This is a genomic window from Nonomuraea glycinis (assembly GCF_035920485.1).
Taxonomy (GTDB): domain Bacteria; phylum Actinomycetota; class Actinomycetes; order Streptosporangiales; family Streptosporangiaceae; genus Nonomuraea; species Nonomuraea glycinis.
The window spans coordinates 7,200,441-7,226,265 of the sequence record NZ_CP109166.1 but is presented as its reverse complement, the minus strand read 5'-3'; the positions used below and the strand labels follow the sequence as shown (position 1 = coordinate 7,226,265).

The 25,825-nt window shown below is 72.2% G+C and carries 24 protein-coding genes; 12 read left to right on the top strand and 12 right to left on the bottom strand.

Going from position 1 to position 25,825, the window contains the following annotated elements:
* Positions 1-53: 53 nt before the first annotated feature.
* On the top strand, positions 54-875 hold the full coding sequence (locus OHA68_RS33825) for an MBL fold metallo-hydrolase (RefSeq protein WP_327103873.1): 822 nt from the start codon (positions 54-56) through the stop codon (positions 873-875).
* A 133-nt stretch (positions 876-1,008) separates the two neighbouring features.
* Here the strand turns inward: OHA68_RS33825 and OHA68_RS33820 are convergent, their stop codons facing one another.
* Complete coding sequence (locus tag OHA68_RS33820; RefSeq protein WP_327103872.1) at positions 1,009-1,665, bottom strand: hypothetical protein; 657 nt, start codon at positions 1,663-1,665, stop codon at positions 1,009-1,011.
* A 2-nt stretch (positions 1,666-1,667) separates the two neighbouring features.
* Positions 1,668-2,435 (bottom strand): bestrophin-like domain, encoded by a 768-nt coding sequence (locus OHA68_RS33815; RefSeq protein ID WP_327103871.1) that lies wholly within the window; start codon positions 2,433-2,435, stop codon positions 1,668-1,670.
* Positions 2,436-2,657: 222 nt separating this feature from the next.
* On the opposite strand from OHA68_RS33815, the gene OHA68_RS33810 reads away from it, so the two are divergent.
* Positions 2,658-3,002 carry a hypothetical protein gene (locus OHA68_RS33810; RefSeq protein WP_327103870.1) on the top strand — a complete coding sequence of 115 codons (345 nt, stop codon included), beginning with the start codon at positions 2,658-2,660 and terminating at the stop codon, positions 3,000-3,002.
* Between the two features lie 126 nt (positions 3,003-3,128).
* Here OHA68_RS33810 and OHA68_RS33805 read toward each other — a convergent pair whose 3' ends face one another.
* On the bottom strand, positions 3,129-3,821 hold the full coding sequence (locus OHA68_RS33805) for an Lrp/AsnC family transcriptional regulator (RefSeq protein ID WP_327103869.1): 693 nt from the start codon (positions 3,819-3,821) through the stop codon (positions 3,129-3,131).
* Between the two features lie 55 nt (positions 3,822-3,876).
* Between OHA68_RS33805 and OHA68_RS33800 the strand changes: the two genes are divergently transcribed.
* The 9 genes from OHA68_RS33800 (at position 3,877) to OHA68_RS33760 (ending at position 12,950) form a co-directional block, all read left to right on the top strand.
* Complete coding sequence (locus OHA68_RS33800; RefSeq protein WP_327103868.1) at positions 3,877-5,451, top strand: ABC transporter substrate-binding protein; 1,575 nt, start codon at positions 3,877-3,879, stop codon at positions 5,449-5,451.
* A gap of 5 nt (positions 5,452-5,456) precedes the next feature.
* A complete protein-coding gene (locus OHA68_RS33795; RefSeq protein ID WP_189139232.1) occupies positions 5,457-6,539 on the top strand; it encodes an ABC transporter permease in 1,083 nt (360 codons plus the stop codon).
* Positions 6,536-7,411 carry an ABC transporter permease gene (locus tag OHA68_RS33790; RefSeq protein WP_225277316.1) on the top strand — a complete coding sequence of 292 codons (876 nt, stop codon included), beginning with the start codon at positions 6,536-6,538 and terminating at the stop codon, positions 7,409-7,411. Before OHA68_RS33795 ends, OHA68_RS33790 begins: the two co-directional genes overlap by 4 nt.
* Entirely contained in the window at positions 7,408-8,238 is an 831-nt protein-coding gene (locus OHA68_RS33785) for an ABC transporter ATP-binding protein (protein WP_327103867.1), read from the top strand. Before OHA68_RS33790 ends, OHA68_RS33785 begins: the two co-directional genes overlap by 4 nt.
* On the top strand, positions 8,235-9,158 hold the full coding sequence (locus OHA68_RS33780) for an ABC transporter ATP-binding protein (protein ID WP_327103866.1): 924 nt from the start codon (positions 8,235-8,237) through the stop codon (positions 9,156-9,158). The genes OHA68_RS33785 and OHA68_RS33780 overlap by 4 nt, the downstream gene beginning before the upstream one ends.
* A 10-nt stretch (positions 9,159-9,168) precedes the next feature.
* Positions 9,169-10,260, top strand: coding sequence for a M24 family metallopeptidase (locus OHA68_RS33775; RefSeq protein WP_327103865.1), 1,092 nt, complete (start codon positions 9,169-9,171; stop codon positions 10,258-10,260).
* A gap of 266 nt (positions 10,261-10,526) precedes the next feature.
* Positions 10,527-11,348, top strand: a complete 822-nt coding sequence (locus tag OHA68_RS33770; protein ID WP_327103864.1) for a GNAT family N-acetyltransferase — start codon at positions 10,527-10,529, stop codon at positions 11,346-11,348.
* Positions 11,345-12,445 (top strand): o-succinylbenzoate synthase, encoded by a 1,101-nt coding sequence (gene menC, locus OHA68_RS33765; protein ID WP_327103863.1) that lies wholly within the window; start codon positions 11,345-11,347, stop codon positions 12,443-12,445. The genes OHA68_RS33770 and menC overlap by 4 nt, the downstream gene beginning before the upstream one ends.
* A 55-nt stretch (positions 12,446-12,500) precedes the next feature.
* Positions 12,501-12,950, top strand: a complete 450-nt coding sequence (locus tag OHA68_RS33760) for an NUDIX domain-containing protein (protein ID WP_327109589.1) — start codon at positions 12,501-12,503, stop codon at positions 12,948-12,950.
* 26 nt (positions 12,951-12,976) lie between these two features.
* On the opposite strand, the gene OHA68_RS33755 is transcribed toward OHA68_RS33760, so the two are convergent.
* The 8 genes from OHA68_RS33755 to OHA68_RS33720 form a co-directional block, all read right to left on the bottom strand.
* Complete coding sequence (locus OHA68_RS33755; RefSeq protein ID WP_327103862.1) at positions 12,977-13,663, bottom strand: ABC transporter ATP-binding protein; 687 nt, start codon at positions 13,661-13,663, stop codon at positions 12,977-12,979.
* Entirely contained in the window at positions 13,660-15,459 is a 1,800-nt protein-coding gene (locus tag OHA68_RS33750; protein WP_327103861.1) for a dipeptide/oligopeptide/nickel ABC transporter permease/ATP-binding protein, read from the bottom strand. Before OHA68_RS33750 ends, OHA68_RS33755 begins: the two co-directional genes overlap by 4 nt.
* Positions 15,459-16,424: an ABC transporter permease gene (locus tag OHA68_RS33745; RefSeq protein WP_327103860.1), complete on the bottom strand. Its 966-nt coding sequence runs from the start codon at positions 16,422-16,424 to the stop codon at positions 15,459-15,461. Before OHA68_RS33745 ends, OHA68_RS33750 begins: the two co-directional genes overlap by 1 nt.
* The gene (locus tag OHA68_RS33740; RefSeq protein ID WP_327103859.1) at positions 16,425-18,008 is read right to left on the bottom strand and encodes an ABC transporter substrate-binding protein; all 1,584 of its coding nucleotides are present in this window, start codon (positions 18,006-18,008) and stop codon (positions 16,425-16,427) included.
* A 95-nt stretch (positions 18,009-18,103) separates the two neighbouring features.
* Entirely contained in the window at positions 18,104-19,714 is a 1,611-nt protein-coding gene (locus tag OHA68_RS33735; protein ID WP_327103858.1) for a PucR family transcriptional regulator, read from the bottom strand.
* A 26-nt stretch (positions 19,715-19,740) separates the two neighbouring features.
* The gene (locus tag OHA68_RS33730) at positions 19,741-20,583 is read right to left on the bottom strand and encodes a serine hydrolase (RefSeq protein WP_327103857.1); all 843 of its coding nucleotides are present in this window, start codon (positions 20,581-20,583) and stop codon (positions 19,741-19,743) included.
* 1 nt (position 20,584) lies between these two features.
* Positions 20,585-21,907 (bottom strand): serine hydrolase domain-containing protein, encoded by a 1,323-nt coding sequence (locus OHA68_RS33725; protein ID WP_327103856.1) that lies wholly within the window; start codon positions 21,905-21,907, stop codon positions 20,585-20,587.
* Positions 21,871-23,727: a S9 family peptidase gene (locus tag OHA68_RS33720; protein ID WP_327103855.1), complete on the bottom strand. Its 1,857-nt coding sequence runs from the start codon at positions 23,725-23,727 to the stop codon at positions 21,871-21,873. The genes OHA68_RS33725 and OHA68_RS33720 overlap by 37 nt, the downstream gene beginning before the upstream one ends.
* Before the next feature lie 321 nt (positions 23,728-24,048).
* Here OHA68_RS33720 and tuf point away from each other — a divergent pair, with 321 nt between their 5' ends.
* Positions 24,049-25,215: an elongation factor Tu gene (gene tuf, locus OHA68_RS33715; RefSeq protein WP_327103854.1), complete on the top strand. Its 1,167-nt coding sequence runs from the start codon at positions 24,049-24,051 to the stop codon at positions 25,213-25,215.
* Between the two features lie 154 nt (positions 25,216-25,369).
* Here tuf and OHA68_RS33710 read toward each other — a convergent pair whose 3' ends face one another.
* Entirely contained in the window at positions 25,370-25,825 is a 456-nt protein-coding gene (locus OHA68_RS33710) for an NUDIX hydrolase (RefSeq protein WP_327103853.1), read from the bottom strand.

Here is a 25,825-nt window from a genome sequence, read left to right as displayed (position 1 = left end):
CTCGGGGTCCTCGTGGCAGGGGCGGGGAAAAGGCCGTACCAAGGGAGGCCACCATGGCTGGCCATGGAAGCCTGACGTTCATCGGCAACGCGACCGTGCTGATCCGGTACAACGGGTTCGCCCTGCTCACCGACCCGAACTTCCTGCACCGGGGCCAGCGCGCCTATCTCGGCTACGGGATCAGCTCCCGCCGCCTGACCGACCCCGCGATGGGGATCGACGAGCTCCCGCCGCTGGACGCCGTGGTGCTGTCGCACATGCACGGCGACCACTGGGACCGCGTCACCCGGCGGGGTCTGGACCGGGACACGCTGATCCTCACCACCCCGCACGCCGCGCGCAGGCTCGGCCACCAGGGGTTCGGTCAGGCGGTGGGCCTGGGCACCTGGCGGGCGCACGAGCTGCGCGGCGGCAACGGCTCCCTGAAGGTCACGTCCCTGCCGGCCCGCCACGCGCCCGGCATCGCCGAGACGCTGCTGCCGCCGGTCATGGGCAGCATGCTGGAGTTCCGTGACCCGGCCGGGCAGGTGGACCTGCGGCTGCTGATCAGCGGCGACACGCTGATGGACCACTGGCTGGAGGCGATCCCGCGGCACTTCCCGGACATCGACGTGGCGCTCGTGCACCTGGGCGGTACGAAGCTGCTCGGCCTGATGACGGTCACCATGGACGGCGAGCAGGGCGCCCGCTGGGTGGACCTGATGAACCCTCGCGTCGTGGTGCCGATCCACTACGACGACTACAGCGCGTTCGCCTCACCCCTGCAGGACTTCCGCCAGTACGCCGAGCAGGCCGGGGTCGGTGACCGGGTGGTCTACCTGCAACGCGGTCAGACCTACGACCTGACCGGCCGCCAGATACCGCACCGCGCTTGACGCGCTCCCCGGCCTGAAGGCCGGAGCACTGCGGACGATCCCGGTAGCCGCATGCGAAAGAGCGCCGCCCTTTACTGCGAGCGGCGCTCTTGCCGTCGGCTTGACGATCTCCGGCTCCGTAGGGGGAACCGGATCAGCGGACGGCGCCGAAGGCGACGGCGGTGGTGGAGGCGATCACCGTCGTCAGCACGACCATGATCAGCACAGTGGCCAGCGGGTTGGGGCGCTTGAGCGGCGCGACGGGGTTCGGCGCGTACGCGCGGGCGTCCTTCGCCGTGGGAGTGGGAGTGGGCGTCGGCGAGGGGGTCGGGCGGACCTGGTCGGGCACCATCATCCGGAGCGGCCCCTGCGCCGGGACCGGGGCACGCCGGGTCTTGACCGGCACCGCCGCCCGACCGCACCGTCCGACCAGGACACTGCCCAAGGGCCCGTCCACGCAGACCGCGTCGTCGTACACCCGCACGCCGCGCGTCGACACCTGGGGCGCCGGGCGGGGCCTTCGGGGGCGGGGGGTGTTGGCAATGGACACCTCCGGCACCGACACCCGTGGCCCGCGCCTGATCGACACCTCGGGCAGTCTCACCCCTCTCTTCGAAACCCCGGGCGGTCTCACCCTGCTCTTCGACGCCCCGGGCAGTCTCACCCCGCTCCTCGACACCGCGGGCGGGGAGACGCGCACGTCCGGGATGTTCGGGACCTGCGGCGGGCGCGGCGCGGCCGCCGCCGGGGCGCTCGCGCAGATCGCGGCGAGCGCGACGGCGGCGAGCAGCGACGTGTGCCTGGCAGCCACGGTCACACTCCCCCGGCGATCCGGGCGAGCTCCTGCAGTGCGCCGCTGAACGCCTCGGGCCCCACGGCGAGCGGTCCGGCGAAGGCGCGCGAGATCTCCCAGGTGAGATGGATGCCGAAGCCCAGCATGGCCGCCATCGCGGCGAGCGGGATGAGCGCCGCCCCGCGCGGCCGGGCTCCGGCGAGGAACGGGAAGACGATGACCGCCAGCCCGGTGAGGATGGTCAGCCACAGCAGCCCCGCCGGGGGCGTGGCGGCGGCGTCGGCGGCGCGCTGGGCGCGGGTCGCGGCGACCGCGCCGAGCTGGTCGAGCACGACCCCTCTGGCCGCCAGCTCGCCGTCGGTGTCGGCGTCGAGCTTGAGCACCTCGGCGCGCAGCCGGTCGAGCCGCTCGGCGCCGGCCTCCTCCAGCTTCCCCTGCGTCATGTCGGGCCACTCGTCCCTGACCACGAACGCCGCATAGTCGCGCAGCCCCGCCCGGATCGGGGCGACGCCGTCAGCGGGGAGGTCGGCGGCCGCCCAGTAGGCGTCGACGACGGCCCGGCTTTCGGCGTGCGTGTTCTGCCTGGCCGCGTCGGCCGTGGTCCACGGGACGATGATGGCGATGGCGAAGACCACCAGGAACAGCGCCGACAGCATGGCGCCCGCGTGGCCGGCCGAGGGCCCGTCCGCGCCGCGGTCGTCGCTGCCCTTGCCCGCGAGCCTGAACGACAGGGCGGCGATCGCGACCACGCCCACCGCCGCGATGATCGAGAACAGGTACGTCAGCATGAAGATCTCCCCCAACCTGATGAACCACGTAGAGTCACATGACTATCACACTACGAAGTCTTGGCGTTACGCGCCGAGGCCGGGGAGCCGATGGACCGTCGTGCCGGCGGGCGGGCTGCCCGGCGGGGGCGACTGGACGGATCGCCGGCCGAGCGGGGGCGTGCGCGACGATCCGTCCAGCGGCGCACCGCGTCGCCGGGAGACCTCGCGAGCATGGGGAGCGTGAACCTTCTCAACGGCCGCAGATTCGTGATGGTGAGCTCGACGGCGAGCGTGGTGGACCCGGAGCGGCCCACCGAGTTCCTCTACCAGGAGGCCGACGGCGTCGTGTGGGGCAGTTACACCGGCGACACCGTGATCCACGGCCGCTTCGTCGGCACCCGGGACGGCGACCAGGTCACGATCTCGTACGTGCACGCGCTGAAGGCGGGCGGCCAGGCGGGCGGCCAGAGCGACAGCCGCGTCGAGACGGAGGCCGACGGGAGGCTGCGCCTGGTGGAGGAGTTCCGGTTCAAGGGCGACGACACCCGGCACGTGAGCGTGTGCACCGAGGTCGTCACCACCTGAAACCACCGCCCGAAAAGCACCGCCCGACGCCACTGCCTGGGGACACGTCCTGGGGACACGTCCTGGGGACACGTCCTGGGGACACGTCCTGGGGACACCGCCCGGGAACGCCGCCTGAGGGCCCTGTCAGGTGTCCTTCTGCAGGGCCGCCCTGCCTTCGGCCGCGCCGACGAAGCGCATCATGCCGAGCGGCACCTCGCCGCCCTGCGCCTCCTGGGCGGGGCGCCGGGCGGTCCTGGCCTTCTCGCCGTCGCTCGGCAGCACGTACGGCCGTTTGAGCACCTCGTCCAGGATGAACACCGTCTCGGTGGCCTTCACCGCCGGGATGTTGGCGAGCCGGTCGGTCACCATGGCGTGCACCGCGGCGACGTCGCCCATCCTGACGAGGATCATCGCGTCGTGCTGCCCGGTGGTGATCGCGCAGTACTCGACCTCCGGCATCCGCGCCAGTTCGGCCCTGAACTGCTTCCACATCTGCTGCCGCACCGTCACGAAGATCAGCGCGGTGATGCCGAGCCCTGTTCTGACCGGGTCGATCTCGGCGGTGAACCGCTTGATCGCCCCGTCCGCGCGCAGCGCCTCGAAACGGGTGTAGGCGTTCGCCCGGGAGATGCCCACCCGCTCGGCCAGTGCCGCGACCGAGATCCTGCCGTTCTCCCGCAGGACCTCGAGGATCTTCATATGGGTGGCGTCCAGTTCGAGACCGATACCGATCCGTCCAGGTTGACCGCCACCGCTGCCACCATTTCTGGAAATTTCACTCACAGCTACCTCCTGGCCCTTTATATCCGTCTCGGCGACCGCACGGAGCCTGGACATTCTGCCGGACAATCCTGGACATCTTCGTTCCAATCGTCCATCTGGAGGACTCACCATGGCGACCCGCTCGCAGACGGCGGCTGTGCTGCTCGCCGGTGCACTCGCCCTCGCCGCCTGCGGAAGCGGCGGCGCCCCGGCGCCTGCCGCGCAGAGCGACGGCAAGACCCTCGTCATCGACACGTCCTTCGACCTCAAGACGGCCGACCCCGGACGTACGTACGAGCCGACCGGTCTGATCGTGGGCAAGGCGACGTATGAGACCTTGCTCACCTTCGACGGCGGTGACGTGACGAAGCCGGTGCCCGCGCTCGCGGAGTCCTACGAGCTGTCGGAGGACGGCAAGGTCCTGACGCTCAAGCTCAAGCAGGGCTCGACCTTCGCCGACGGCTCCGCCATCACCGCGGACGACGTGGTCTTCTCGCTGACCCGGGTGCGCGACATGAAGGGCACCCCGTCGTTCCTGCTGGACGGCGTCGAGATCGCCAAGACCGACGACTCGACGATCACCCTGACGTCCGAGAAGCCCAACGCGGCGCTGCCGTACATCCTGCCGAACCCGGGGCTCGGCATCCTCAACAGCAAGGTCGCCAAGCAGAACGGCGCGACGGCCGACGCCCAGGACAAGGCCGAGCAGTACCTCAACGCGAACTCGGCCGGCTCCGGGCCGTACCAGATCGAGTCCTTCAACGTGAGCAGCCAGGTCGTGCTCAAGGCGAACCCGAAGTACTACGGCGCCAAGCCCGCCTACGAGAAGGTCGTGATCCGCAACGTCGAGGCGGCCACGCAGAAGCTGAACGTGCAGCGCGGCGACAGCCAGGTGGCGCTGAACCTGTCCGGCGACCAGGTCACCAACATGCCCGCGACCCTGCAGGTGAACAAGACCGCCTCGGCGAACGTCATCTTCCTGCTGGCCAACCAGGACTCCGCGATCAGCAAGACCACGACGAACGCCAAGTTCGTGGAGGCGGTGCGCAAGGGCGTCGACTACGCGGGCCTGCTGGAGCTGGCCGGTGAGGGCTCGACCCAGGCGCCGGGCGTGATCCCGTCGCAGCTGCTCGGTGCGCTGCCCGCGGACCAGGCGGTCAAGCGCGACGTCGAGGGCGCCAAGGCGGCGCTGGCGGCGAGCGGGCTGAGCGCCCCGTCGGTCAAGCTGGAGTACCCCACGGAGCTGACCGTCAACGGCCTGTCCTTCCAGCCGCTGGCCGAGCGGATCCAGGCCAACCTCAAGGAGGTCGGCATCACGGTGGACCTGCAGCCGGCCCCGGTGACGACGGCACTGGACAACTACCGCAACGGCAAGGAGGAGATGGGCCTGTGGTACTGGGGCCCTGACTACCCGGACCCGAGCGACTACCTGGCGTTCCTGCCCGGCCAGACGGTCGGCAAGCGGGCCGGCTGGCAGAGCGGCACGGCCAAGGACATCGAGGCCGCGGGCGAGAAGGCGGCCGCCGCGATCGGCGACGAGGCCCGTACGGAGGCGTACGTCGACGTGCAGACCAAGCTCAACGCCGCCGGGCCGTTCGTCCCGCTGATCCAGCCGAGCCAGAACATCGTGACGGCCGCCTCGGTGACGGGCCTCGAGTACCACCCGGTCTGGACGGTCGACGTGGCCGACCTGGGCGCGAAGTAGCGCACATGCCCGAGAAGGACGTAGCGGTCGCGGCGGTGCCGCGACCGGCCAGGCGGCGCCGCGGGGTGCCGCCGCTGGCCCGGTTCCTGATCCGGCGGATCCTCATGGCCCTCCTGCTGGCCTGGGGGATCACGCTGGTGACGTTCGTGCTGACGAACCTGGTCCCGGGTGACCCGGTGGCGGCGAACCTGGGCCAGCGGGCGCTCGGCGACCCGGCCATCGTGGCGCAGTGGCGCACCGAGCACGGCCTGGACAAGCCGCTGTGGGAGCAGTACGCGCTGCACCTCGGGGGCGTCGTCCAGGGCGATCTCGGGATGAGCCAGCAGAGCCACCGCCCGGTCGCCGAGGACCTGGCCGAGTACGTGCCCGCGACGCTGGAGCTGGCGGGCGTGGCCATCGCGATCTCGCTGGTGCTCGGCGTAGCGTTCGGTGTGGTGGCGGCGCTGCGCAGGGACCGGCTCGCGGACCACGTGCTGCGCGTGCTGAGCCTGGTCGGCATCTCGGTGCCGACGTTCTGGCTGGCGCTGGTGGCCTTCTACGTGTTCTTCTTCCGGCTGCAGATCACGCCGGGCAGCGGCCGGGTGGATCCGGCGCTGGGCGCGCCGCCGGGCGTGACCGGGCTGCAGACGGTGGACGCGCTGCTGGCGGGCCGGTGGGACATCTTCACCTCCGCCGTCGGCCACCTGATCACGCCCGCCCTGGTGCTGGCGCTCTACACGATCGGCCTGCTCACCCGCTTCACCCGCTCGGCGGTGCTGGAGGTGCTCGGTCAGGACTATGTACGGGCGGCCAGGGCCAAGGGACTGCCCGGCAGGGTGATCCTGTTCCGGTATGTGCTGCGCTCGGCGCTGGTGCCGATCATCACGGTGGCGGGCCTGGCGTTCGGCAGCCTGCTGTCCGGCACCGTACTGGTGGAGGCGATCTTCGCCTGGCCCGGCATCGGCCAGTACGCCTACAAGAGCGCCACCAGCCTGGACCTGCCCGCGGTGATGGGCGTCGGCCTGGTGGTGGGCGTGGTCTATCTCGCCATCAACCTGATCGTGGACGTGCTGTACGGCGTGATCGATCCCCGAGTGAGGCTGCAGTGAAACGGGATCCTCTGGCCCGCAAGGGCCTGCTGAGGCGGCTGCCCGAGGCGTGGCGGCAGCCGCTGGCCGTGGCCGGCGTGGTGATCGCGCTCGGCTGGCTGGTGATCGCGCTGACCGCGCCGCTGCTGGCGCCGCACGACCCGCTCGCCCAGGACCTGCCGCGGCTGGCCGCGCCGGGCCCCGGGCACTGGTTCGGGACCGACCAGCTCGGGCGCGACATCCTGAGCAGGGTCATGTACGGCGCGCGGGTGTCGATCCCGCTGACCGTGGTGCTGGTGGCGCTGTCGCTGGTGATCGGCGGCCTGCTCGGCGCCTGTGCCGGATATTTCGGTAAATGGGTGGATGAGTCGATCATGCGGCTGGCGGACCTGGTGTTCGCCTTCCCGACGGTGATCCTGGCCATGGTCGTGGCCGCGGCGCTCGGGCCCAGCCTGACCAACGCCGTGCTGGCCGTACTCGTCGTGGCCTGGCCCGCCTACGCCCGGGTCACCCGGGGGCTGGTGCTGGGGGTGCGGGAGCGCGAGTTCGTGCTGAGCGGGCGGCTGCTCGGCTTCTCCGCCTGGCGCTCGCTCCGCGTCGACGTGCTGCCGAACGTGACCGGCCCGATCCTCGTGCTGGCCACCCTGGACATCGGCACCGCGCTGCTGCTGCTGTCGGGCCTGTCGTTCCTGGGCCTGGGCGCCAAGCCGCCGTCCCCGGAGTGGGGCGCGATGGTGTCGTCGGGCGTCGAGGTCTTCGACAGCTGGTGGGTCGCGACGTTCCCCGGCCTGGCGATCCTGACCGTGGTGCTGGCGTTCAACTTCCTCGGCGACACGCTGCGCGACGCGCTCGACCCGCGTACCGCCCGAGCGATCAAGGAGCGTGCTCTGTGACGCTGGCCATCACCGACCTGAAGGTGACCATCGGCGGCAAGGACATCCTGCGCGGCGTCGACCTGTCGCTCCAGGAGGGGCGGGTGCACGGCCTGGCCGGCGAGAGCGGATCGGGCAAGACGATGACCGGCCTCGCCGTGCTCGGCCTGCTGCCGCACGGCGCCCGCGCCACCGGGAGCATCGCGCTCGGCGGGCGGGAGCTGCTCACGCTGGCGAACAAGGAGCTCAACCAGGTACGCGGCGGCGAGGTCGCCATGGTGTTCCAGGACCCCGCGACGAGCCTGCACCCGATGCTCACCATCGGCCGGCAGCTCACCGAGCACATGCGCCACCACCTGGGCGTCGGCAAGAAGGAGGCGCGGGCCAGGGCGGTGGAGCTGCTCGGCAAGGTGCGCATCCCCGGCGCGGAGGAGGCGTACGGGCGCTTCCCGCACCAGTTCTCCGGCGGCATGCGGCAGCGCATCGCCATCGCGATCGCGCTGGCCTGCTCGCCGAAGGTGCTGATCGCCGACGAGCCGACGACCGCGCTGGACGTGACCGTGCAGGCGGGCGTGCTGCGGCTGCTGCGCGGGCTCTGTGACGAGCTCGGCCTGGCCGTGCTGCTCGTCACGCACGACCTGGGGGTGATGTCCGCCGTCGCGGACGAGGTGAGCGTGATGAAGGACGGCCTGGTGGTGGAGAGCGGGCCGCGCGGCCAGGTGCTGCGCGAGCCCGCGCACCCCTACACCCGCTCCCTGCTCGCCTCCCTGCCCGACACCGCCACCACCACCGACCTGCCCGCTGCTACCGGTCTGCCCGGCACTGTCACTGATGAGGGGGTTCGATGAGCCTGCTGAGCGTCGATGACCTGGTCGTCGAGCACCGCTCCCCCGGCCGTCCCGTCGTCAGGGCGGTGGCCGGGGTCAACCTGGAGGTGAACGCGGGCGAGGTCGTCGGTCTCGTCGGCGAGTCCGGCTGCGGCAAGTCCACGCTGGCCCGCGCCGTCTGCGGGCTGAACCCCGTCACCGCGGGCCGGATCGCCTTCGACGGCGAGCCGGTGACGCCGCTCGGGCTGCGGCGCAGGAAGCTGACCGGCATCCAGATGGTCTTCCAGGACCCGTACGCGTCGCTGAACCCGCGCCGCCGCGTGGGCGACCAGATCGCCGACGGCCTGCGTACCGCGGGCGACACCACCACCCGGCCGGCCGACCTGCTGGAGCGCGTCGGCCTGCCGCGCGACTTCGCCGGCCGGCACCCGCACGAGTTCTCCGGCGGCCAGCGGCAGCGCATCGCGATCGCCAGGGCGCTGGCGGCCAGGCCGCGGCTGCTGATCGGGGACGAGCCGATCTCCGCGCTGGACGCCTCGGCCCAGGCGCAGGTCGCCACCTTGATGCGGGACCTGGCCGTGGACTCCGGCGCGGGGCTGCTGTTCATCAGCCACGACCTGTCGGTGGTGCGGCTGATCGCCGATCGGATCGCGGTCATGTACCTGGGCCGGATCGTGGAGGTGGGCGACACCGCCGAGGTGTGGGCCGATCCCCGCCACCCCTACACGCGGGCGCTGCTGGGAGCCATCCCGAAGCCCGACGGGCTGGGCGTGCTGCCCGCCGAACTGCCGGGCGACGTGCCGGACCCGGCGGATCCGCCCCAGGGGTGCCGGTTCAACCCGCGCTGCCCGCACGTGATGGACGTGTGCCGGGTCGAGGAGCCGGAGTTCGGCCCGGTCGCCTGCTGGCTGCACGAGCCGTCCCGAGCCGGGACCGCGTGAACGAGCCACCATGACCTCCGACGCCCCCCTCCCAGGCGCCACCCCCTCCGACCCCACCCCCTCGACTACCGACACCCCCCACCCGGACTCGCTGACCACCGACTTCGTGCATTCGGGGGGTTCCCGGGTGGTTCGGGATCGGCTGGCCGCCGTTCGGGGGGCCATGGCGCGGGAGGGAGTGGACGCGCTGGTGCTGCGGCCCTCGCCCGACTTCCGGTTCCTCGGCGGGCGGGGTGCGAGCTTTCTGGTGGTGACCATGGACGCGGTGGCCGAGACGGACGATCCCGCGCCGTACGTGCCCGGGGACGCGCGGCGGGTGGGCGTCGATCCGGAGATGCGGGTGCGTGAGCTGTTCGGGCTGGCGATCGAGGCGGAGCTGGTGCCCGCCGGCGCCGTGCTGGAACCGCTCAGGCTGCGCAAACTGCCCCACGAGGTCGACGCGGTGGGCCGGGCGGCGCGGGCGGCGGAGGCGGTGCTGGACGGGGTGGGCGAGCTGGCCTGGTTCGGCGCCACCGAGCGGGCCATGGCGGCCAGGCTGCGGGCGCTGCTGCTGGAGACCGGGTGCGAGGAGGTGCTGTCGGTACGGGTGGCGGCGGGCGAGCACACCGCCCGGCCGGGCCACCTGCCGGGCGCGCGGGTGATCAATCCGGGTGACGCGCTGCTGATGTCGCTGTGCGGCCGGTGGGACGGCTACTGCGCCGAGGTGGCCCGCGTCTTCGCCGTCGCCGAGCCGCCTGAGGACTTCGAGGCCATGTACTCGGTGGTGCTCGCCGCGCATCACGCGGCCCTGCGCTCGGTACGGCCCGGCGTGGCGGCCGACGAGGTGGCCGCGGCGGTCACGGAGGTGATCGACGGCAGCGGGTACGGCCGGTTCGCGGCCCCGTGCGTGGGCCGGGGCGTCGGCCTCGGTCATGACGAGTCCCCTCGGCTGCTCCCCGGCGACGGCACTGCCCTGCAGGCCGGGATGACGCTCTGCGTCGAGCCGGCGATCTACGTACCCGATCTGTTCGGGGCGCGCCTCGCGGACGTCGCGGCCTGCACGCCGCAGGCGGCGGCGGTCCTGACGACGAGCCCGCACACCCTGCGCGTCCTCGACCGCTGAAGGTCGGCGCGGCCGGCCCGCGCCCGAGCGGAACGCGTGCGGGCTGTCGCCGAGCGCCCCGGCAAGCCCCGGCATGGGGGCGTGCGCAGGGGCCCCCGGCCAAGCCCACCGCATGGACGCGTGGGCACCCCGGGCAAGCCCCGGCCTGGAGGCGTAGGGCACGCCGACGAAGACCGTCGCCCTCTTGGTGGTCTGGCACGAATCCCTCGCGCGCGCCGTCGCGTACCGTCGCGATGACATCCGCTGCACCGAGAGGGACGACGGCATTGATCGCCATCAGGGAGCTCCACGGGATCGGGGAGTTCGAGCAGGTCATGGCGCTGTTCGAGGACATCTGGCACTTCGATCCGGGCGGGCAGCCGATCACTGTGGAGCTGATGCTGGCTCTGTCGCACGCGGGCAACTACACGGCGGGCGCCTTCGTCGGCGACCGGCTGGTGGGGGCGTCCGTGGCGTTCTTCGCGGCGGGTTCGGCGCTGCACTCACACATCACGGGCGTGTCGGGGGCTCCCGGCGCGGGGCTGGCGCTGAAGCTGCACCAGCGGCAGTGGGCGCTCGATCGCGGACTGGGGCGGATCACCTGGACGTTCGATCCGCTGGTGCGCCGCAACGCCCACTTCAACCTGGCCAAACTCGGGGCCATGCCGGAGGAGTACCTGCCCGCCTTCTACGGGATCATGGACGACTCGATCAACCGGGGTGACGAGTCCGACCGGGTCCTCGCCGTCTGGCCGCTGACCGCGCCGCACGTCGAGGCGCTGGTACGGCGCGGCACCGGGCCAGCCGTGCCGGCTATGCCCACCACGCTCACCACGCTCACCGCGCCCGCCGTACCCACCGCGCTGCCCGACGGCGCGGTGGTGGCGCTGGCCGATGAGGGCGGGCGCCCGGCGTACCGGCCGCACCAGGGCGCCCCGACCGTACTGGTGGCCGTGCCGGAGGACGTCGAGGGGTTGCGCCGCGTGGACCCGGGAACGGCGAAGGCGTGGCGGCATGCCGTACGGGACGTCCTGGGCGGCATGCTGGCCGACGGACGGAAAATCACGGGATTTCACGATAAATCGTTCTATGTAGTGGAGAGTGCGTGAAGATCACAGGAGTTGAGCTGCGCCGGATCGCGATGCCGCTCGTCGCGCCGTTCCGCACCTCGTTCGGCACCGAGACGGTCCGCGACGTGCTGCTGGTCCGGGTCGTGACGCCGGACGCCGAGGGCTGGGGCGAGTGCGTGGCGATGTCGGAGCCGCTCTACTCCTCCGAGTACGTGGACGCCGCGGCGGAAGTGATCCGCCGCTTCCTGCTGCCCGCCCTGCCGGCCGAAGTGGACGCCCAGTCCGCCGGCCGGGCCATGGAGCACATCAAGGGCCACCGGATGGCCAAGGCGGCGGTGGAAACCGCCGTGCTCGACGCCCAGCTCAAGGCGGCCGGCGAGTCGTTCGGCCAGTTCCTGGGCGCGACCCGGGACCGGGTGCCGTGCGGCGTCTCGGTCGGCATCATGGACTCCGTCCCGCAGCTCCTCGACGCGGTCGCGGGCTATTTGGACGAGGGCTATGTCCGGATCAAGCTGAAGATCCAGCCCGGCTGGGACGTGGCGCCGGTCAGGGCGGTGCGCGAGCGGTTCGGCGACGACGTCCTGCTCCAGGTGGACGCCAACGCCGCCTACACGCTCGTCGACGCCCGCCAGCTGGCCCGGCTGGACGACTTCGACCTGCTGCTCATCGAGCAGCCGCTGGCCAACGACGACTTCGTGCAGCACGCCAAGCTCGCCAAGCTGCTGCGCACCCCGATCTGCCTGGACGAGTCCATCGAGTCGGCCGAGCACGCGGCGGCCGCGATCGCGCTCGGCTCGTGCTCGATCGTCAACATCAAGCCTGGCCGGATCGGCGGCTACCTGGAGGCCAGGCGCATCCACGACCTGTGCCAGGCCAACGGGATCGCGGTGTGGTGCGGCGGCATGCTGGAGACGGGTCTCGGCAGGGCCGCGAACGTGGCGCTGGCCGCTCTGCCCGGCTTCACGCTGCCGGGCGACACGTCCGGCTCGCGGCGCTACTACGCCACCGACATCACCGAACCGTTCGAGCTCGCCGACGGCCACCTGACGGTGCCGACCGGACCGGGCATCGGCGTGGAGCCCGTCCAGCGCCTGCTGGACGAGGTCACCACGGCCAAGGAGTGGATCCCGCTCTAGCAGTCCTCACCAGGCACGGGACGGCGGCCCGGGCTGCGTCCAGCGAGGGCGACCCCTGCGTCCTCCGGCCGCAACGGCATGGTCCTCACGATCCAAGCGCTACGCGCAAACCAGCTCGGGCCGCGTTCACGGGGGCACGCCCCCGCACCCCCCCGAGCGCCGAGGCGAGTTCCGCACGGCGGAGCGTGATCCAGCGGTCAGAGTTCGAGATCGGCGGCGCAGGCGCAGTGTCGAGGAGGAGACCGGCGTGCTCGTGGAGCCCGCGGGCATCCTCGGCATCTACTCCGATCCCGGGCACATCGTGGCCTACACCGACGGCGAGGTCCGCCAGGAGTACGAGATCATGCTGCTCGCCCGTCCCGTCCGGGGCGAACCGCTGGCCAACGACGAGGCGAGCGAAGTCCGCTGGGTCGCCCCGGAGGCCCTGCCAGGTCTGGACATCCATCCGACGCAGTGGCGGCAGCTCAACGACTACCTGAGCGGCGGCCATCCTCACGTCGATTGATCAAGCCGTAAAGACGAGCCCTTCCCTCAGCGGCGCAGCCGTGGCACCGACTCCAGGAGCATGCGGGTGTAGGGGTCGGCGGGCTCGGAGACCACGTCCAGGGTTGGTCCGTGTTCGACGATGCGGCCCCCGTGCATGACCGCGACCTCGTCGCACACGTACCGCACCACGGCCAGGTTGTGGGAGATGAACAGGATCGGCAGCCCGAGGCGGTCGCGCAGGGACCGCACCAGGTTGAGCACCGAGCCCTGCACCGACACGTCCAGCGCGCTGGTGATCTCGTCGGCGACCAGCAGGTCGGGCTCGGCGCCGAGGGCGCGGGCGATGGCGACCCGCTGCCGCTGCCCGCCGGACAGCTCCCGTGGGTAGCGGCCCGCCACCTCGGCCGGCAGTGACACCAGGTCGAGCAGCCGCGCCACCTCGGCGGCCCTGGCCTGGCCGGGCAGCCGCAGCAGGCCCTCCGCCACCGACTCGCCGAGCTTCATGCGCGGGTCGAGCGAGGCGTACGGGTCCTGGAAGACCATCTGCACCCGAGAGGCCCCGGTGATGCTCCCGGAGTACGGCACCAGGCCGCTCACCGCCTTGGCCAGCGACGACTTGCCGCTGCCCGACTCCCCCACCAGCCCGACGATCCGGCCGGGCGGGACCTCCAGCGTGACGGAGTCGACCGCGGTGAACGCGCCGAAGCGCACGGTCAGGTCCTCGATCTTCACTTGGCCTCCCAGCAGGCGACCTGGTGCGCGTCGCCGTACACGGACAGTAGGGGTCGCTCGGTCGAGCACCGGTCGGTGGCGAGGGCGCAGCGGGGGGCGAAGGCGCAGCCGTCGCCGACCTCGGCCGGGCCGGGCTGGCGGCCGGGGATGCTGGCGAGCGGGAGCGTCCTGTCGGTGTCCATGTCCGGCAGGGAGGTGATGAGCGCCCGCGTGTAGGGGTGGGCGGCGCCGGTGGCGAGCCGGTTCACGGGCAGCTCCTCGACCACGCGGCCCGCGTACATGACCACGACCCGGTCGCACAGCTCGCCGACGACGGCGATGTCGTGGGAGATGAACAGGGCGGCGGAGCCGGTCTCCTCGGTCACCTCGCGCAGCAGCCGCAGGATCTGCCGCTGCACCGTGACGTCGAGCGCGGTCGTCGGCTCGTCCGCGATGATCAGCCGGGGCGTGCCCATGAGGCCCATCGCGATCACGGCGCGCTGGCGCATGCCGCCGGACAGCTCGTGCGGATGCTTCTTGGCCTGCTTGTCCGGCTCGGGCAGGTGGACGTGGCCGAGCCGGTCGACGGCGCGCCCGCGCGCCTCCGCCCGGGTGGCGCCCTGGTGGACGACGGCCACCTCGGCGAGCTGCCCGCCGACCTTGAGCGCCGGGTTGAGCGAGGCCATCGGGTCCTGGAACACCATGGCGAGCGAGGTGCCGAGCTCCTTGCGGCTGAGCTCGGTGACGTCCTTGCCGCACAGCCGCAGGCGGCCGTAGCCGACGGTTCCCGGGTAGGGGACGAGTCCGCCGATGGCGGCCGCGGTCAGCGACTTGCCGCTGCCGGACTCGCCGACCACCCCGACGATCTCGCCGGGCCGGACGCTCAGCGAGAGCTGCCGGACGGGGGTGACGCCGCCGGGGAAGGTGACGGTCAGGTCCTTCACCTCCAGTACGGCGCCCTCGTCGGGCTTCTCCGTGTCCGCCGCCACCGAGGTGGTCGCCTTCTTGCCCGGTACGGTCGTGCGGGCGGCCCTCCTGGCCAGGGTGTCGCCGAGCAGGTTGAACCCGATGCCCGCGAGCGCCACGGCGACGGCCGGCCCGATCGCCACCACGGGAGTGACGTAGATGCGGCCGAACCCGTCGAACAGCAACCGCCCCCAGTCGTAGGACGGCGGCTGCACGCCGAGCCCGAGGAACGACATGCCGGCCAGGCCGAGCAGCGCGCCGCCGAGCGCCTGGGTGAGGTTGAGGATGAGCGGCTCGGCGATGTTGGGCAGCACGTGCCGCACGAGGATGCGGCGGCGGGGCACGCCCAGCATGCGGGCGGCGGAGACGTAGTCGGCGCCGGCCACGGAGGCGGCGAGCGTCTGGGTGAGCCGGGCGAAGCCCGGCGCGATGGCCACGCCGATGCCGAGCACCGCGCCGCGCGCGCCGAGCCCGGCGACGACCGCGGTGAACATGGCCAGCAGCAGTCCGGGGAAGGCCACCAGGGCGTTGACCGCGCCGGTGACGAGCCGGGCGAGCCTGGTCGGCAGCACGGACGGCAGCGCGCCGAGCACGACGCCCGCGACGGCCCCGATGAGGGCGGCCGCCAGTGCCAGCAGCAGCGAGAACCTGCCCGCGACCAGCACGCGGGCGAGCAGGTCGCGGCCGAGGTTGTCGGTGCCGAGCGGGTGCGCGGCCGACGACCCCTGCAGGATGGCGCCCGCGTCGATGAGGTCGGCCTGCTCGCCCCAGATGGGTGGCCCGATCACGGCGAGCACCACCATGAGGCCGACCAGTACGGTGCCCGCGATCGCCGAGGGGGTGCGGAGCATCAGGACTCCTTGATGGCGGAGGTCGGGTCGCTCATGCTGAGGACGACGTCGACCAGCAGGTTCACGAGCAGCACGATCGCTCCGTAGACGAGGATGACGCCCTGGGCCACCGGGTAGTCCTTCTGCGTGATCGCCTCGACGATCTTCAGCCCCAGGCCGGGCCAGGCGAAGACGTACTCCACCAGCACGCTGCCGGCGATCAGGGAGCTCAGCAGCAGGCCGCCCAGGGTGAGGGTGGCGGTGAGCGTGTTGGGCAGGACATGCCGCAGGTACAGCCGGCCGGCGGGCAGCCGTTTCGCCCTGGCCAGCCGTACGTAGTCGGTGCCGAGCACGCGCAGCGTCTCGACCCGTGCGATGCGGGCGATCATGCCGATCGGCCCGATGGCCAGCGCCAGCACAGGCAGCACGTACGACTCGAGCCCGTCCTTGCCGGCCGGCGGGAAGGCCCGCAGGGTGATGGCGAACACGGTGACCAGCGCGATGGCGTACAGGAACTCGGGCACGGCCACGACGGTGCCGGTGGCCGTGCCGAAGGCGGCCTCGGTGCCGCGGTGGCGGCCGTTCTCGGTCCGTACGGCGGCCCACATGCCGAGCGGGATCGCGGCCAGCAGCGCGATGACGGTGGCGAGCAGGGCGAGCGCCAGCGTGTTGGGCAGCCTGGCGGCGATCACCTCGGAGACCGGCTCCCCGGTGAGGAACGAGGTGCCCATGTCGCCGGAGAGCAGGCCGGAGACGTAGGTGGTGAGCTGGGTCAGGATCGGCTGGTCCAGGCCGAGCGCGGCCGTGCGCGCCTCGACCAGCTCGATCGGCGCGGCCGGGCCGAGCGAGGCCCGCACGGGGTCGCCGGGGATCAGGTGGATCATCGCGAACGAGGCGAGCACCAGCACCACGAGGGAGACCGCGAACCGCACGAGCCGCCGGAGGACCGGACGGCTCGTGGGGCCCGACAGGATGGTCGCGGCCACTCAGCTTCCCTGGGTGAGCCGGATGGTCGAGGCGGCGAACAGGCCGCCCACCATCTCGAAGGAGGCGTTCTTGGAGGCCAGCAGCAGGGTGTTCTCCACGACGGGGACCAGGTCGGCGTTCTCGAACAGCGCGGACTCCGACTCCAGCCAGAGCTTGCAGCCCGCGTCGCCGGGCGTCTTCTGCGCCTCGGCCACCAGCTTCTCGTAGCGGTCGTTGCTCAGGTGCGCGAAGTTGGCGCCCTTGGGAGCGGCCGGCCCGGACAGGAAGCCGACGAGCTGGGTGGGCAGCGTGACCGTGATCGGCAGCCAGAACACGTCCCAGTCCTGGGTGACGTTGAGCGATTCGGCGAGCTTGGTGTCGAGCAGGCCGTTGAGCTCCACCTCGACGCCGATCTTCTTCCAGGCGGCCGCCATGTACTCGGTCGCGGCCTGCACGCCCGGCCCTCTGGTGGTCGCGTAGAGCAGGCGCAGGGTCAGCTTCTTGCCGTCCTTGGCCCTGATCCCGTCGGCGCCGGCCTTCCACCCTGCGGCGTCCAGCGCGGCGGCGGCCGCCGCGGCGTCGAACGCGGGCACGTGGCCGGTCACGCTGTCGCCCTTGCAGGGGCGGGGGTCGAGGACCAGGCCGCTGGCGGGCCGTCCGGTGCCGCTGGAGGCGATGCCGGACAGCTCCTGGAGGTTGAGGGCCTGGGTGAGCGCCTTGCGGACGGCGGGGTCCTTGGCGGGCCGGTCGTCGCCCTGGTGGTAGAAGAACTGGCCGTTGCCGACGGGCGGCAGGACCTTGTTGATGCCCGGCGTGGCCTCCAGGCGGGTGCGGTCGGGGCCGTAGAACGAGGCGGCGTTGATGCTGCCGGCGACCAGCAGGTTGGCCGCGGTCTGCTCGTTCGGCACGATCTTGAGCACGACCTTCTCGGGCAGGTCCTTGCCGGTGCCGCCGTCACGACCCCAGGCGTAGTCCCTGCGCGCCTTGAACGTGTACTGGTTGCCCGGCGCGGCCTCGGTCAGCACGAACGGGCCGGAACCGGAGGTGCCGCGGGCCAGCTTGGAGCGGTCCTTGAGCCCCTCGCCGCAGACGACGAAGAGCGACTGGGCGGTCTGCAGGATGAACGAGAACGGCTCGGGCGTGGAGAGGGTGACGGTCCCGGCGGCGTCGTCGGCCTTGGCCTTCATGCCGGTGGGGACGAGCACGCCGTAGATGGGCGACTTGGTGTCCGGGTCGGCGATGTGGTTGACGGTGTCGGCCACGTTGGAGGCGGTGAGCTTCGAGCCGTCGGAGCAGGTGACGTCCTTGCGCATGGTGAAGGTGACGGCGTCCGGCTTCACCTCCCACTTCTCGGCGATCCCAGGGGCGGGCGTGCCGTCGGCGGCGGTGTGGACCAGGCTGTCGTAGGCGAGGGAGAGCACCGTGTTGGTGACCGACAGCACGCCTGTGGCCGGGTCGAGTGCGCCTGGATCCGTGGGGATCGCGTAGGTGAAGGTGCCGCTGGTGGAGACCGGCCCGGCCGCGGGGGCGTCCGCGGGGGCGTCCGCACCGCCGCAGGCCGTGGCGAACAGGGCCAGCGAGAGGGCCGCTGCTGCTTTTTTCATGGGAACTCCGGGAACTGGGAGGTGATGCCCCACCTTGTCCGCTGGCTGCGCCGCGTTCTTCGTGCCCGGTGACGAAATGTCCAGCCGATCTGGTGCTATGGCCCGAAGATCCGCATCTGCAGCATCACGGTGAGCCGCGCGTCAGAGTCGGCCAGGTCCAGCCCGCTGATCTCGACGAGCCGCTTGAGCCGGTAGCGGAAGGTGTTGGCGTGGACGTGGACACGGGCGGAGGCGAGGTTGACGTCGCCGAACGCGTCGAGGTAGGCCCGCAGCGTGGTGACGAGCTCGCTGCCGTGCTCGCGGTCGTGGGCGAGCAGCCGCTGGTAAGGGCCGGTGGGCGTCTGCTCCTCGGCGCTGGCGACGTCGGCGACCTGCAGCAGCAGCGACTCGAAGTGGACGGTGGTGTAGCCGGCCGCCTCGCCCGAGGTGCCGCGGGCGCGCAGCACGCGCAGCGCCCGGTCGGCGTCGGCCCGCGACCTGGCCACCTGCCCGAGGCTGTCGGCCAGCCGCCCGACGCCGATGTTGGCCGGGTGCCGGGGGCCGACCCTGGCCAGGAAGTCCTGGGCGATGCGGACGGCCCGCGCCTCCTCGTCCGTGCCGCCGTCGCCCGAGGTGAGGGGGAGCCCCGAGGTGAGAGGGAGCATGGCGTAGGCGACGGAGCCGACGAGCGCGGCGGCCGCCTTGGGGTGGATGGTGGCCACGTGCAGGGCGAGCGCGTCGCAGAAGCGCTGCCGATCGCTCTCCCCGCGTGCCGGGTCGGCCTCGGGCAGGTCGGTCAGCTGGGCCGCCAGCACGCACAGCCGCTGCGTGGCGACGCCGAGCCGGCCCGCCGCCTCGGCCGCGCCCGAGCCGCCGGCGAGCACGGTGGACAGCAGGTCGGCGCGCAGCCGCCGCTGGGTGTCCGCCCCGGCCCGCTCGCGCAGCAGGCGCAGCGCGACGACCTTGGCGGCGTCGGCGAGCGCGCGGTGCCGCTGCTCGGTCAGCGGTTCGTGGACGGCGGCCCAGATGGAGCCGAGGATCTCGTCGCCCGACCGCACCGCGATGGCGGTCCTGTTGGTGAGGTCGCCGGGCAACTCCATGTAGACGGGGGCGCGGCTCTGGTAGAGCTCCTTGATCAGGCCGCGCTCGTCCAGCATGCGCTGGTAACGCTCGGGCACCTGGCGGCCCAGCACGGTCTCGATCCGGCCGGCGTCGGCCTCGTCCTGCCGCCCGGAGTAGGCCAGCACCCGCGAGGACCTGTCCTCGATCGTCACCGGCGCGTCGAGCAGCGCGCACAGGGCGTTGGCCAGCGCGAACAGGTCGCCGTGCGGCTCCTCCCCCGGCTCGGCCAGGTCGCCCTCGGCCAGCAGCGAGCGCAGCAGCGCGGCGATCTGCGCCCAGGAGGCGGCCCTGGTCAGGCCGAGCACCGCCACGCCGGTCTCCGCGACCGCCGCCCGGACCCGCTCGTCGACGTCGACGGGCACCTTCACCACGATGCCCGCGGCCCGGCCGGCCGACTTCAGCAGGGATTGGATGTCCTCGGCGCGGTGGATGCCGACGGCCAGCACGATCCCGCCCGGCGGCACCAGCAGCTCGTCGAGCGGGTCGTAGATGTGCACCCCGGTGACCTCGGCGTCCAGCTCACCGGGGGCGGCGGCCACGTCGAGGACCGTGCTGCCCAGGTCGTGCAGGATCCTTCCCAGACTGGCGCGTGGACGGCTGCTCATCCACTCACCATAGGCGTCGTACAGCGTCATCCGGCCCGCAGGCGGTCCACCGCCGCGCGTGCGGCCCGGCCGATCGCCGCGTCGGCGGGCGCGTTGCGTTCGCCGAGGTCGTGGGTGCGCAGGAACACCGCGACGGCGTAGCGCCCACCGTCCGGATATTCCACCACCCCGGCCTCGTTGCGGATGCCCCACAGGGTGCCGGTCTTGCCGGAGACGCGGACCTCCGAGGGGAATCCGGAGGCGAGCCGGTGCGGCCAGATCTGCTCGCCCATGATCTTGCGCACCTCGGCGCACGCCTCGGCGGGCCCCGCCTCGTCCCGCCAGATGCGGGCGAGCAGGGTGGTGAACTCGCGGGGCGTGCCGGAGGTGGTGCGCTCGGGGTCGCGCACGGCCAGCGGCTCGACCAGCTCGCGCGGCAGTCCGTACAGCTCCAGGGTGCCCAGCTCGGCCTCCACCTGCGCGAACAGCTCGGCGCAGCCGCCGATCAGCCGGGTGCGCCGCAGCCCGAGCTCGGCGAGGGTGGCGTGCACCCGGTCCAGGCCGACCCGGCGCAGCAGCACGTCGGTGGCGGCGTTGTCGCTCATCGTCAGGGTGAAGTGGGCGAGGTCGCGGAGGGTGAGCGAGACGTCGTCGGCGCAGCCCGAGGTGCCGATGCCGCCGTCCTTGTCGGCCGCCGTCACCGTCAGCCGCTCGGTGCGCTCCAGCTCCCCGGCCGCGGCCTGCCTGGCGTACTCCAGCACCACCGGGATCTTGAACACCGAGGCGAGCACCACCGGCTCGTCGGGGTCGAGCCCGACCTCGTCGTCGCCGTCGATGTCGCGGGCGTGCACGAAGCCGCGCGCGCCCGCCTCGTCGAAGATCTCCCGCACGTCAGCTCGTCTTGGGGGTGGCTCGGGCGCCCATGTGCACGTACGGGGAGCCGTCGGCGAGCTGGAAGAACACCGCGGACAACCAGTCGGGGTCGCCCTTCCTGCGCCCGACGAAGGTGACCTCGTCGACGGGCACGAGGTCGAGCTCCTCCGGTCCCTGCAGGGCCGCGAGTTCGCCGGTCGCCTCCATGCGCAGCCGCAGCCCGCCCTCCTCGCCCGCCCGCTCGGTGATCGTGATGCGCGACCCGGCCCGCTCGTAGACGCCCGCGTACGGGGCGGTGTCGACCTGGACCGGGGTCTGCGGCGGCCCGAGCGTGGCCGGCACGGTCAGGCCGTCGAGCTCGGCGAACAGCTCGGTGGCGACCGCCTTGGTGAAGGCGCCGCTGTGGCCGCCGTTGGCCGTCACGCAGACGATCGTGCCCGTGTCGGGCACCGCCCACAGCATCGCGTGCTGGCCGATGGTGTTGCCGCCGTGCGAGATGACGCGCCGGCCGTCCCACTCGTCGAGGATCCAGCCGAGGCCCCACTGCTTGCCGAGCGTGTACGGATTGGGGATGTCGATCTGCGGCTCCCACATGGCCCGCGGGTCGTTCAGCAGGCCTCCTTCGAGGTGGGCGCGGGCGAAGGCGACCACGTCGGCGGGGCGGGCGCAGATCACCCCGGCGGGCCCGGCCGAGCGCATGAGCCCCCACACCGGGGCGGTCTTGCCGCCTTCGACGTGGCCCATGGCCGCGCGGAAGCGCAGCACGTCCTCGGGCAGGGTGGCGGTGTGGGTGAGGCCGAGCGGCTCGATGATCCGCTCGCGCAGCACCTCGTCCCAGGTCTTGCCGGTCAGCTTCTCCAGGATGCGCCCGGCGATGGTGAAGCCGGAGTTGCAGTAGGACTGGGTGACGCCCAGGGGGTGGTTCTGCGCCAGGTCGGCGCAGGCCGCGACGTACTTCTCCACGCAGTCGTCACCGCGGCCAGTCTCCAGGAACAGGTCGCCGTCGATGCCGCTGGTGTGCGACAGCAGGTGCCTGATGGTGACGGTCTTGGTGACCTCGGGGTCGGCGACCTTGAACTCGGGCAGCACCTCGGCCACCGGCGTGTCCAGGGTCAGCTCGCCCCGCTCGATCGACTGCATCAGCAGGGTCGCCGTCCACACCTTGGTGACCGACCCGATCTGGAAGAGCGAGTCGGTGGTGCTCTCCACCCCGGTGTCGGTGTTGAGCACGCCGGCGGCGAACTCGTGGAGCTGACCGTCGTGCAGGTAGGCGAGGGCCGATCCCGGCACCTCGTACTCGGCGATCAGCTCGGCGAGCCGGTGACCCATTGCTCCAGCCACGTGATGATCCTCTCGTTGTAGTCCAGTCGGTGTGCGGGGCGTCCGTTGAGCAGGAACAGGTGGGACGCCCCCGGATAGCGGACGAGCCGGACCGGCACGCCCTGCTCGCGCAGCGCGGCGAACCACTGCTCGGCTTGGCTCACCGGGCAGCGGTCGTCGTTCTCGCCATGCAGGAGGAGGGTGGGGGTGCGCACGTCCGCCACGTGGGTGAACGGGGACTGCGCGACGACATCGTCCCCGCATTCGAACTTCGTCAGCAGATAGCCCATGTCCGAGGTGCCGCTCATGCTGGTCAGGTCGGTCACGGCCCCGCCCGGGACCGCGGCCTTGAACCTGCCGGTCCTGGTGCTGAGCCAGCAGGTCATGTAGCCGCCGTAGCTGTAGCCGGTGACGGCCAGCCGGTCGGGGTCGGCGACTCCCTCGGCGACCAGTTCGTCCAGGGGCGCGAGGAAGTCGCCGGTGTCGGCCAGGCCCCAGGCGCCCACGGCCGCGGTGTAGAAGGCTTCGCCGTACCCGTCGCTGGCCCTGGGGTTGATGGTCAGGACGGTCCAGCCGCGGGCGGCGAGCACCTGGTGGTAGAGGTGGGCGCCGTCGAAGACGGGCGCCCACGCGTTGTGCGGGCCGCCGTGCACGTCGAGCACCAGCGGTGACGGGCCCTCCAGCGTCTCGTCGCGCAGCACGAACCCTTCGACCCGGGTGCCGTCCGGGGCGGTGAACATACGGCGGCGCGGCACGTACAGCTCGACCCCGTCGAGGCCGTACGCGGCGATGGGCGCTTGTTCGCCGGTCAGGTGGACGTCGCCGGCGGTGTGCGCCGTGCTGGCGACATAGGTGATCCGTCCGGCGGCGGTGGTCATGCCGGCGATCGAGACGTCCCCGCCGACGAGCTTGGCCGCCGCGCCCGGACGCGCGAGGGGCATGGAGTAGAGGTGCGTGCAGCCCGCGTCCCGCGCGGCGAACAGCAGGTCGTCACCGCGCAGCTGCGGCGCGGCACCCGGGTAGCCGGGGCCGCCGGTCATGACGTTGCGGTCGAGGCCGGTCTCCAGCTCCACCAGCCCGTCCGGTTCGAGGGTGAACAGCCTGGTGTGCCCGACCAGGCTGAGCAGCCCGGCGACCACCAGCCGCTCGCCCAGCCACCACACGCCGGTGCAGACCACGTCGGTTCCGGTGAGCCGCTTGGGTTCGCCGCCGGTGACCTCGACGGTGTAGACGGAGCTGGAGTGGTTCAGGTCGCCGTCGGGCTCCATCCCGGCGGTGAAGGCGAGCTGCCGGCCGTCGGGCGACCAGGTGGGCTGGCCGGCGTGGAAGTCCCCCTCGGTGAGCCGCACCGCCTCCTGACCGGGCACGGCCTGGATCACGTGCACATGAGTGGTGACGCCGCGCAGCAGGCCGGCGCCGTCCGCCTTGTAGTCCAGGCGGTCCGTCACCACGGGCGCGTGCGGCTCGACCTCGCCGTGCGCGCCGGCGTACGCGATGAGGGCGCCGTCGGGCGACCACACCGGCGCGCCCGCGCCGAGCGGCGCGGCGGTCAGGACGGCGGGCTCGCCGCCGTCCATGGGCAGCAGGTGGATCTGCGGGACCCCGTCCACAGGCTTCAGGTACGCCAGCGCCCGCCCGTCCGGCGACCAGCGCGCGCCGGACCCCTCCGCGAGCCGCCGCGGCTCCGCGCCGGGAGCGGCGAGCCAGATCTCGGTACGGTTCTCGTCCGGCTCCTTGCAGGAGGCGGTCAGCGTGTAGGCGACGGCGCTCCCGTCGGGCCGCAGCTGGGGGTCGGACGGCACGGTGATCCGGAAGAGGTCGTCCAGCGAGAGGCGGGGCATAGGCGAACGTTAGGCCAGTGCCACGCCGCCTGCTTCGGTCTGCAGGACGAACGGGCCCGCTCGAGTTGTCCGCACGGCCAAATGCCGTCCGCGCGGCCGGACGGAATAATCCATTGCCGCCCGTTGCTGAGCCCGTCACTATGGTCTTCATGATCCGGCACGCTCAGCTGACGACGCCCGCCATCGCGGGCGCGTTCGGGCATGCCTGCGACGGCCTGGAGCGCTGACCTCTTCCCGTAAGTCCTGAGAGTGACCCGGCGGGGGGAGGTAGCGGCCCCGACACGGGTCACCACGCGTCCAGGAGTCAAAAAGGAAGGGATCATGGCCAAGCAGGCCTATGTGCGCAACAAGCCGCACCTCAACATCGGCACGATGGGCCACGTCGACCACGGCAAGACCACGCTGACCGCGGCGATCACGAAGGTGCTCGCCGAGCGGGGGCAGGCGACGTACACGCCGTTCGAGAGGATCGACCGCACCCCGGAGGAGGCCTCCAGGGGCATCACGATCAACATCTCGCACGTCGAGTACGAGACCGCCACCCGGCACTACGCGCACGTGGACATGCCGGGCCACGCCGACTACGTGAAGAACATGATCACGGGGGCGGCGCAGCTCGACGGGGCCATCCTTGTCGTGTCCGCGCGGGACGGCATCATGCCGCAGACCAAGGAGCACGTGCTGCTCGCCAGGCGGGTCGGCGTCGAGCACCTGGTCGTCGCCGTCAACAAGGCCGACGGCGCGGACCCGGAGCTCACCGACCTGGTGGAGCTGGAGTTGCAGGACCTGCTCGACGAGCACGGCTACTCCGGCACCCCGATGGTCCGCGTCTCCGGGCTGCGCGCCCTGGAGGGCGACCCGGTGTGGACGGCGTCGATCGACACGCTGCTCCAGGCCGTGGACGACCACATCCCGGTGCCGGTGCGGTACGTCGACGCGCCGTTCCTGATGCCGGTGGAGAACGTGCTCACGATCACCGGTCGTGGCACGGTCGTCACCGGAGCCATCGAGCGCGGCGCGGTCAAGGTCGGCGACACGGTGGAGGCCGTCGGGTTCGACACCGGCGTCACCGCGGTCGTGACCGGCGTGGAGACGTTCGGCCGCACGATGGAGCGCGGCGAGGCCGGCGACAACGCCGCCGTCCTGCTGCGCGGCGTGCAGCGTCGGGAGGTGCGGCGCGGGATGGTGCTGGCGGCCCCGGGCAGCCAGCGCGGTCACCGGTCGTTCACCGCCCGGATCTACCTGCTCACGGCGGACGAGGGCGGCCGGCGCAAGCCGATCGCCTCCGGCTACCGGCCGCAGTTCTACCTGCGCACGACGGACGTGCCGGGCGAGCTGCTGCTGACCGAGCCCGCCAAGCCGGGCGACACCATCGAGGTGCCGATCCAGCTGGGCAAGGCCGTGGCCCTGGAGCCGGGACTCGGCTTCGCCATCCGCGAGGGCGGCCTGACGGTCGGCGCCGGCACGGTCCTCACCGTCACGGACTGACGCCCGCTGCCCTCGGGGGCTTGGCCTGACTCCTGCCTCAGCTCGGATGCGAGCTGAGGCAGGATCCGGCGTCTTCAAAGCGGGGTCGTTCCCAGTCGGGCTATCGAACGGGCAGGCACGCAACCGGGCTCCTCGAGGGGCCGTCCTGCTCGGCCTACTGGGTGGCGAATGCCGGCCAGCCGTGCAACCCGATGCCGACGCCGTTTTGGTAGAGGCTGATCCCGGCCGCCGTGTAGGGGACCGTGTTGTCCGGCAGCCGGCGGGCGGACACCCAGAGGAGGTCCGCGCACTTGGCCGGTTCGGCGTTCACCGGCTCGCCCGCCCACGAGCTGGTCGCGAAGAACACGCCGATACGCGGGGCTCCTTCCGGAGACAGGTGGTGGACCACAGTCGCCGGCCGTAGTGCTGCCGGGTCGATGTCGACGCCGACCTCCTCGCGGGCCTCACGGACCGCGCAGTCCACCACCGTTTCCCCGGCTTCCAGGTGGCCGCTGGGCAGGCAGTACCAGCCGTCCCGGTAGCCTGTGCCGTCACGCAGGCAGACCAGGATGTCTGCGCCGCGTTCGAGGATGACGTGCACGTCAACGGTCACCTGATAGCGCTGGGTCAT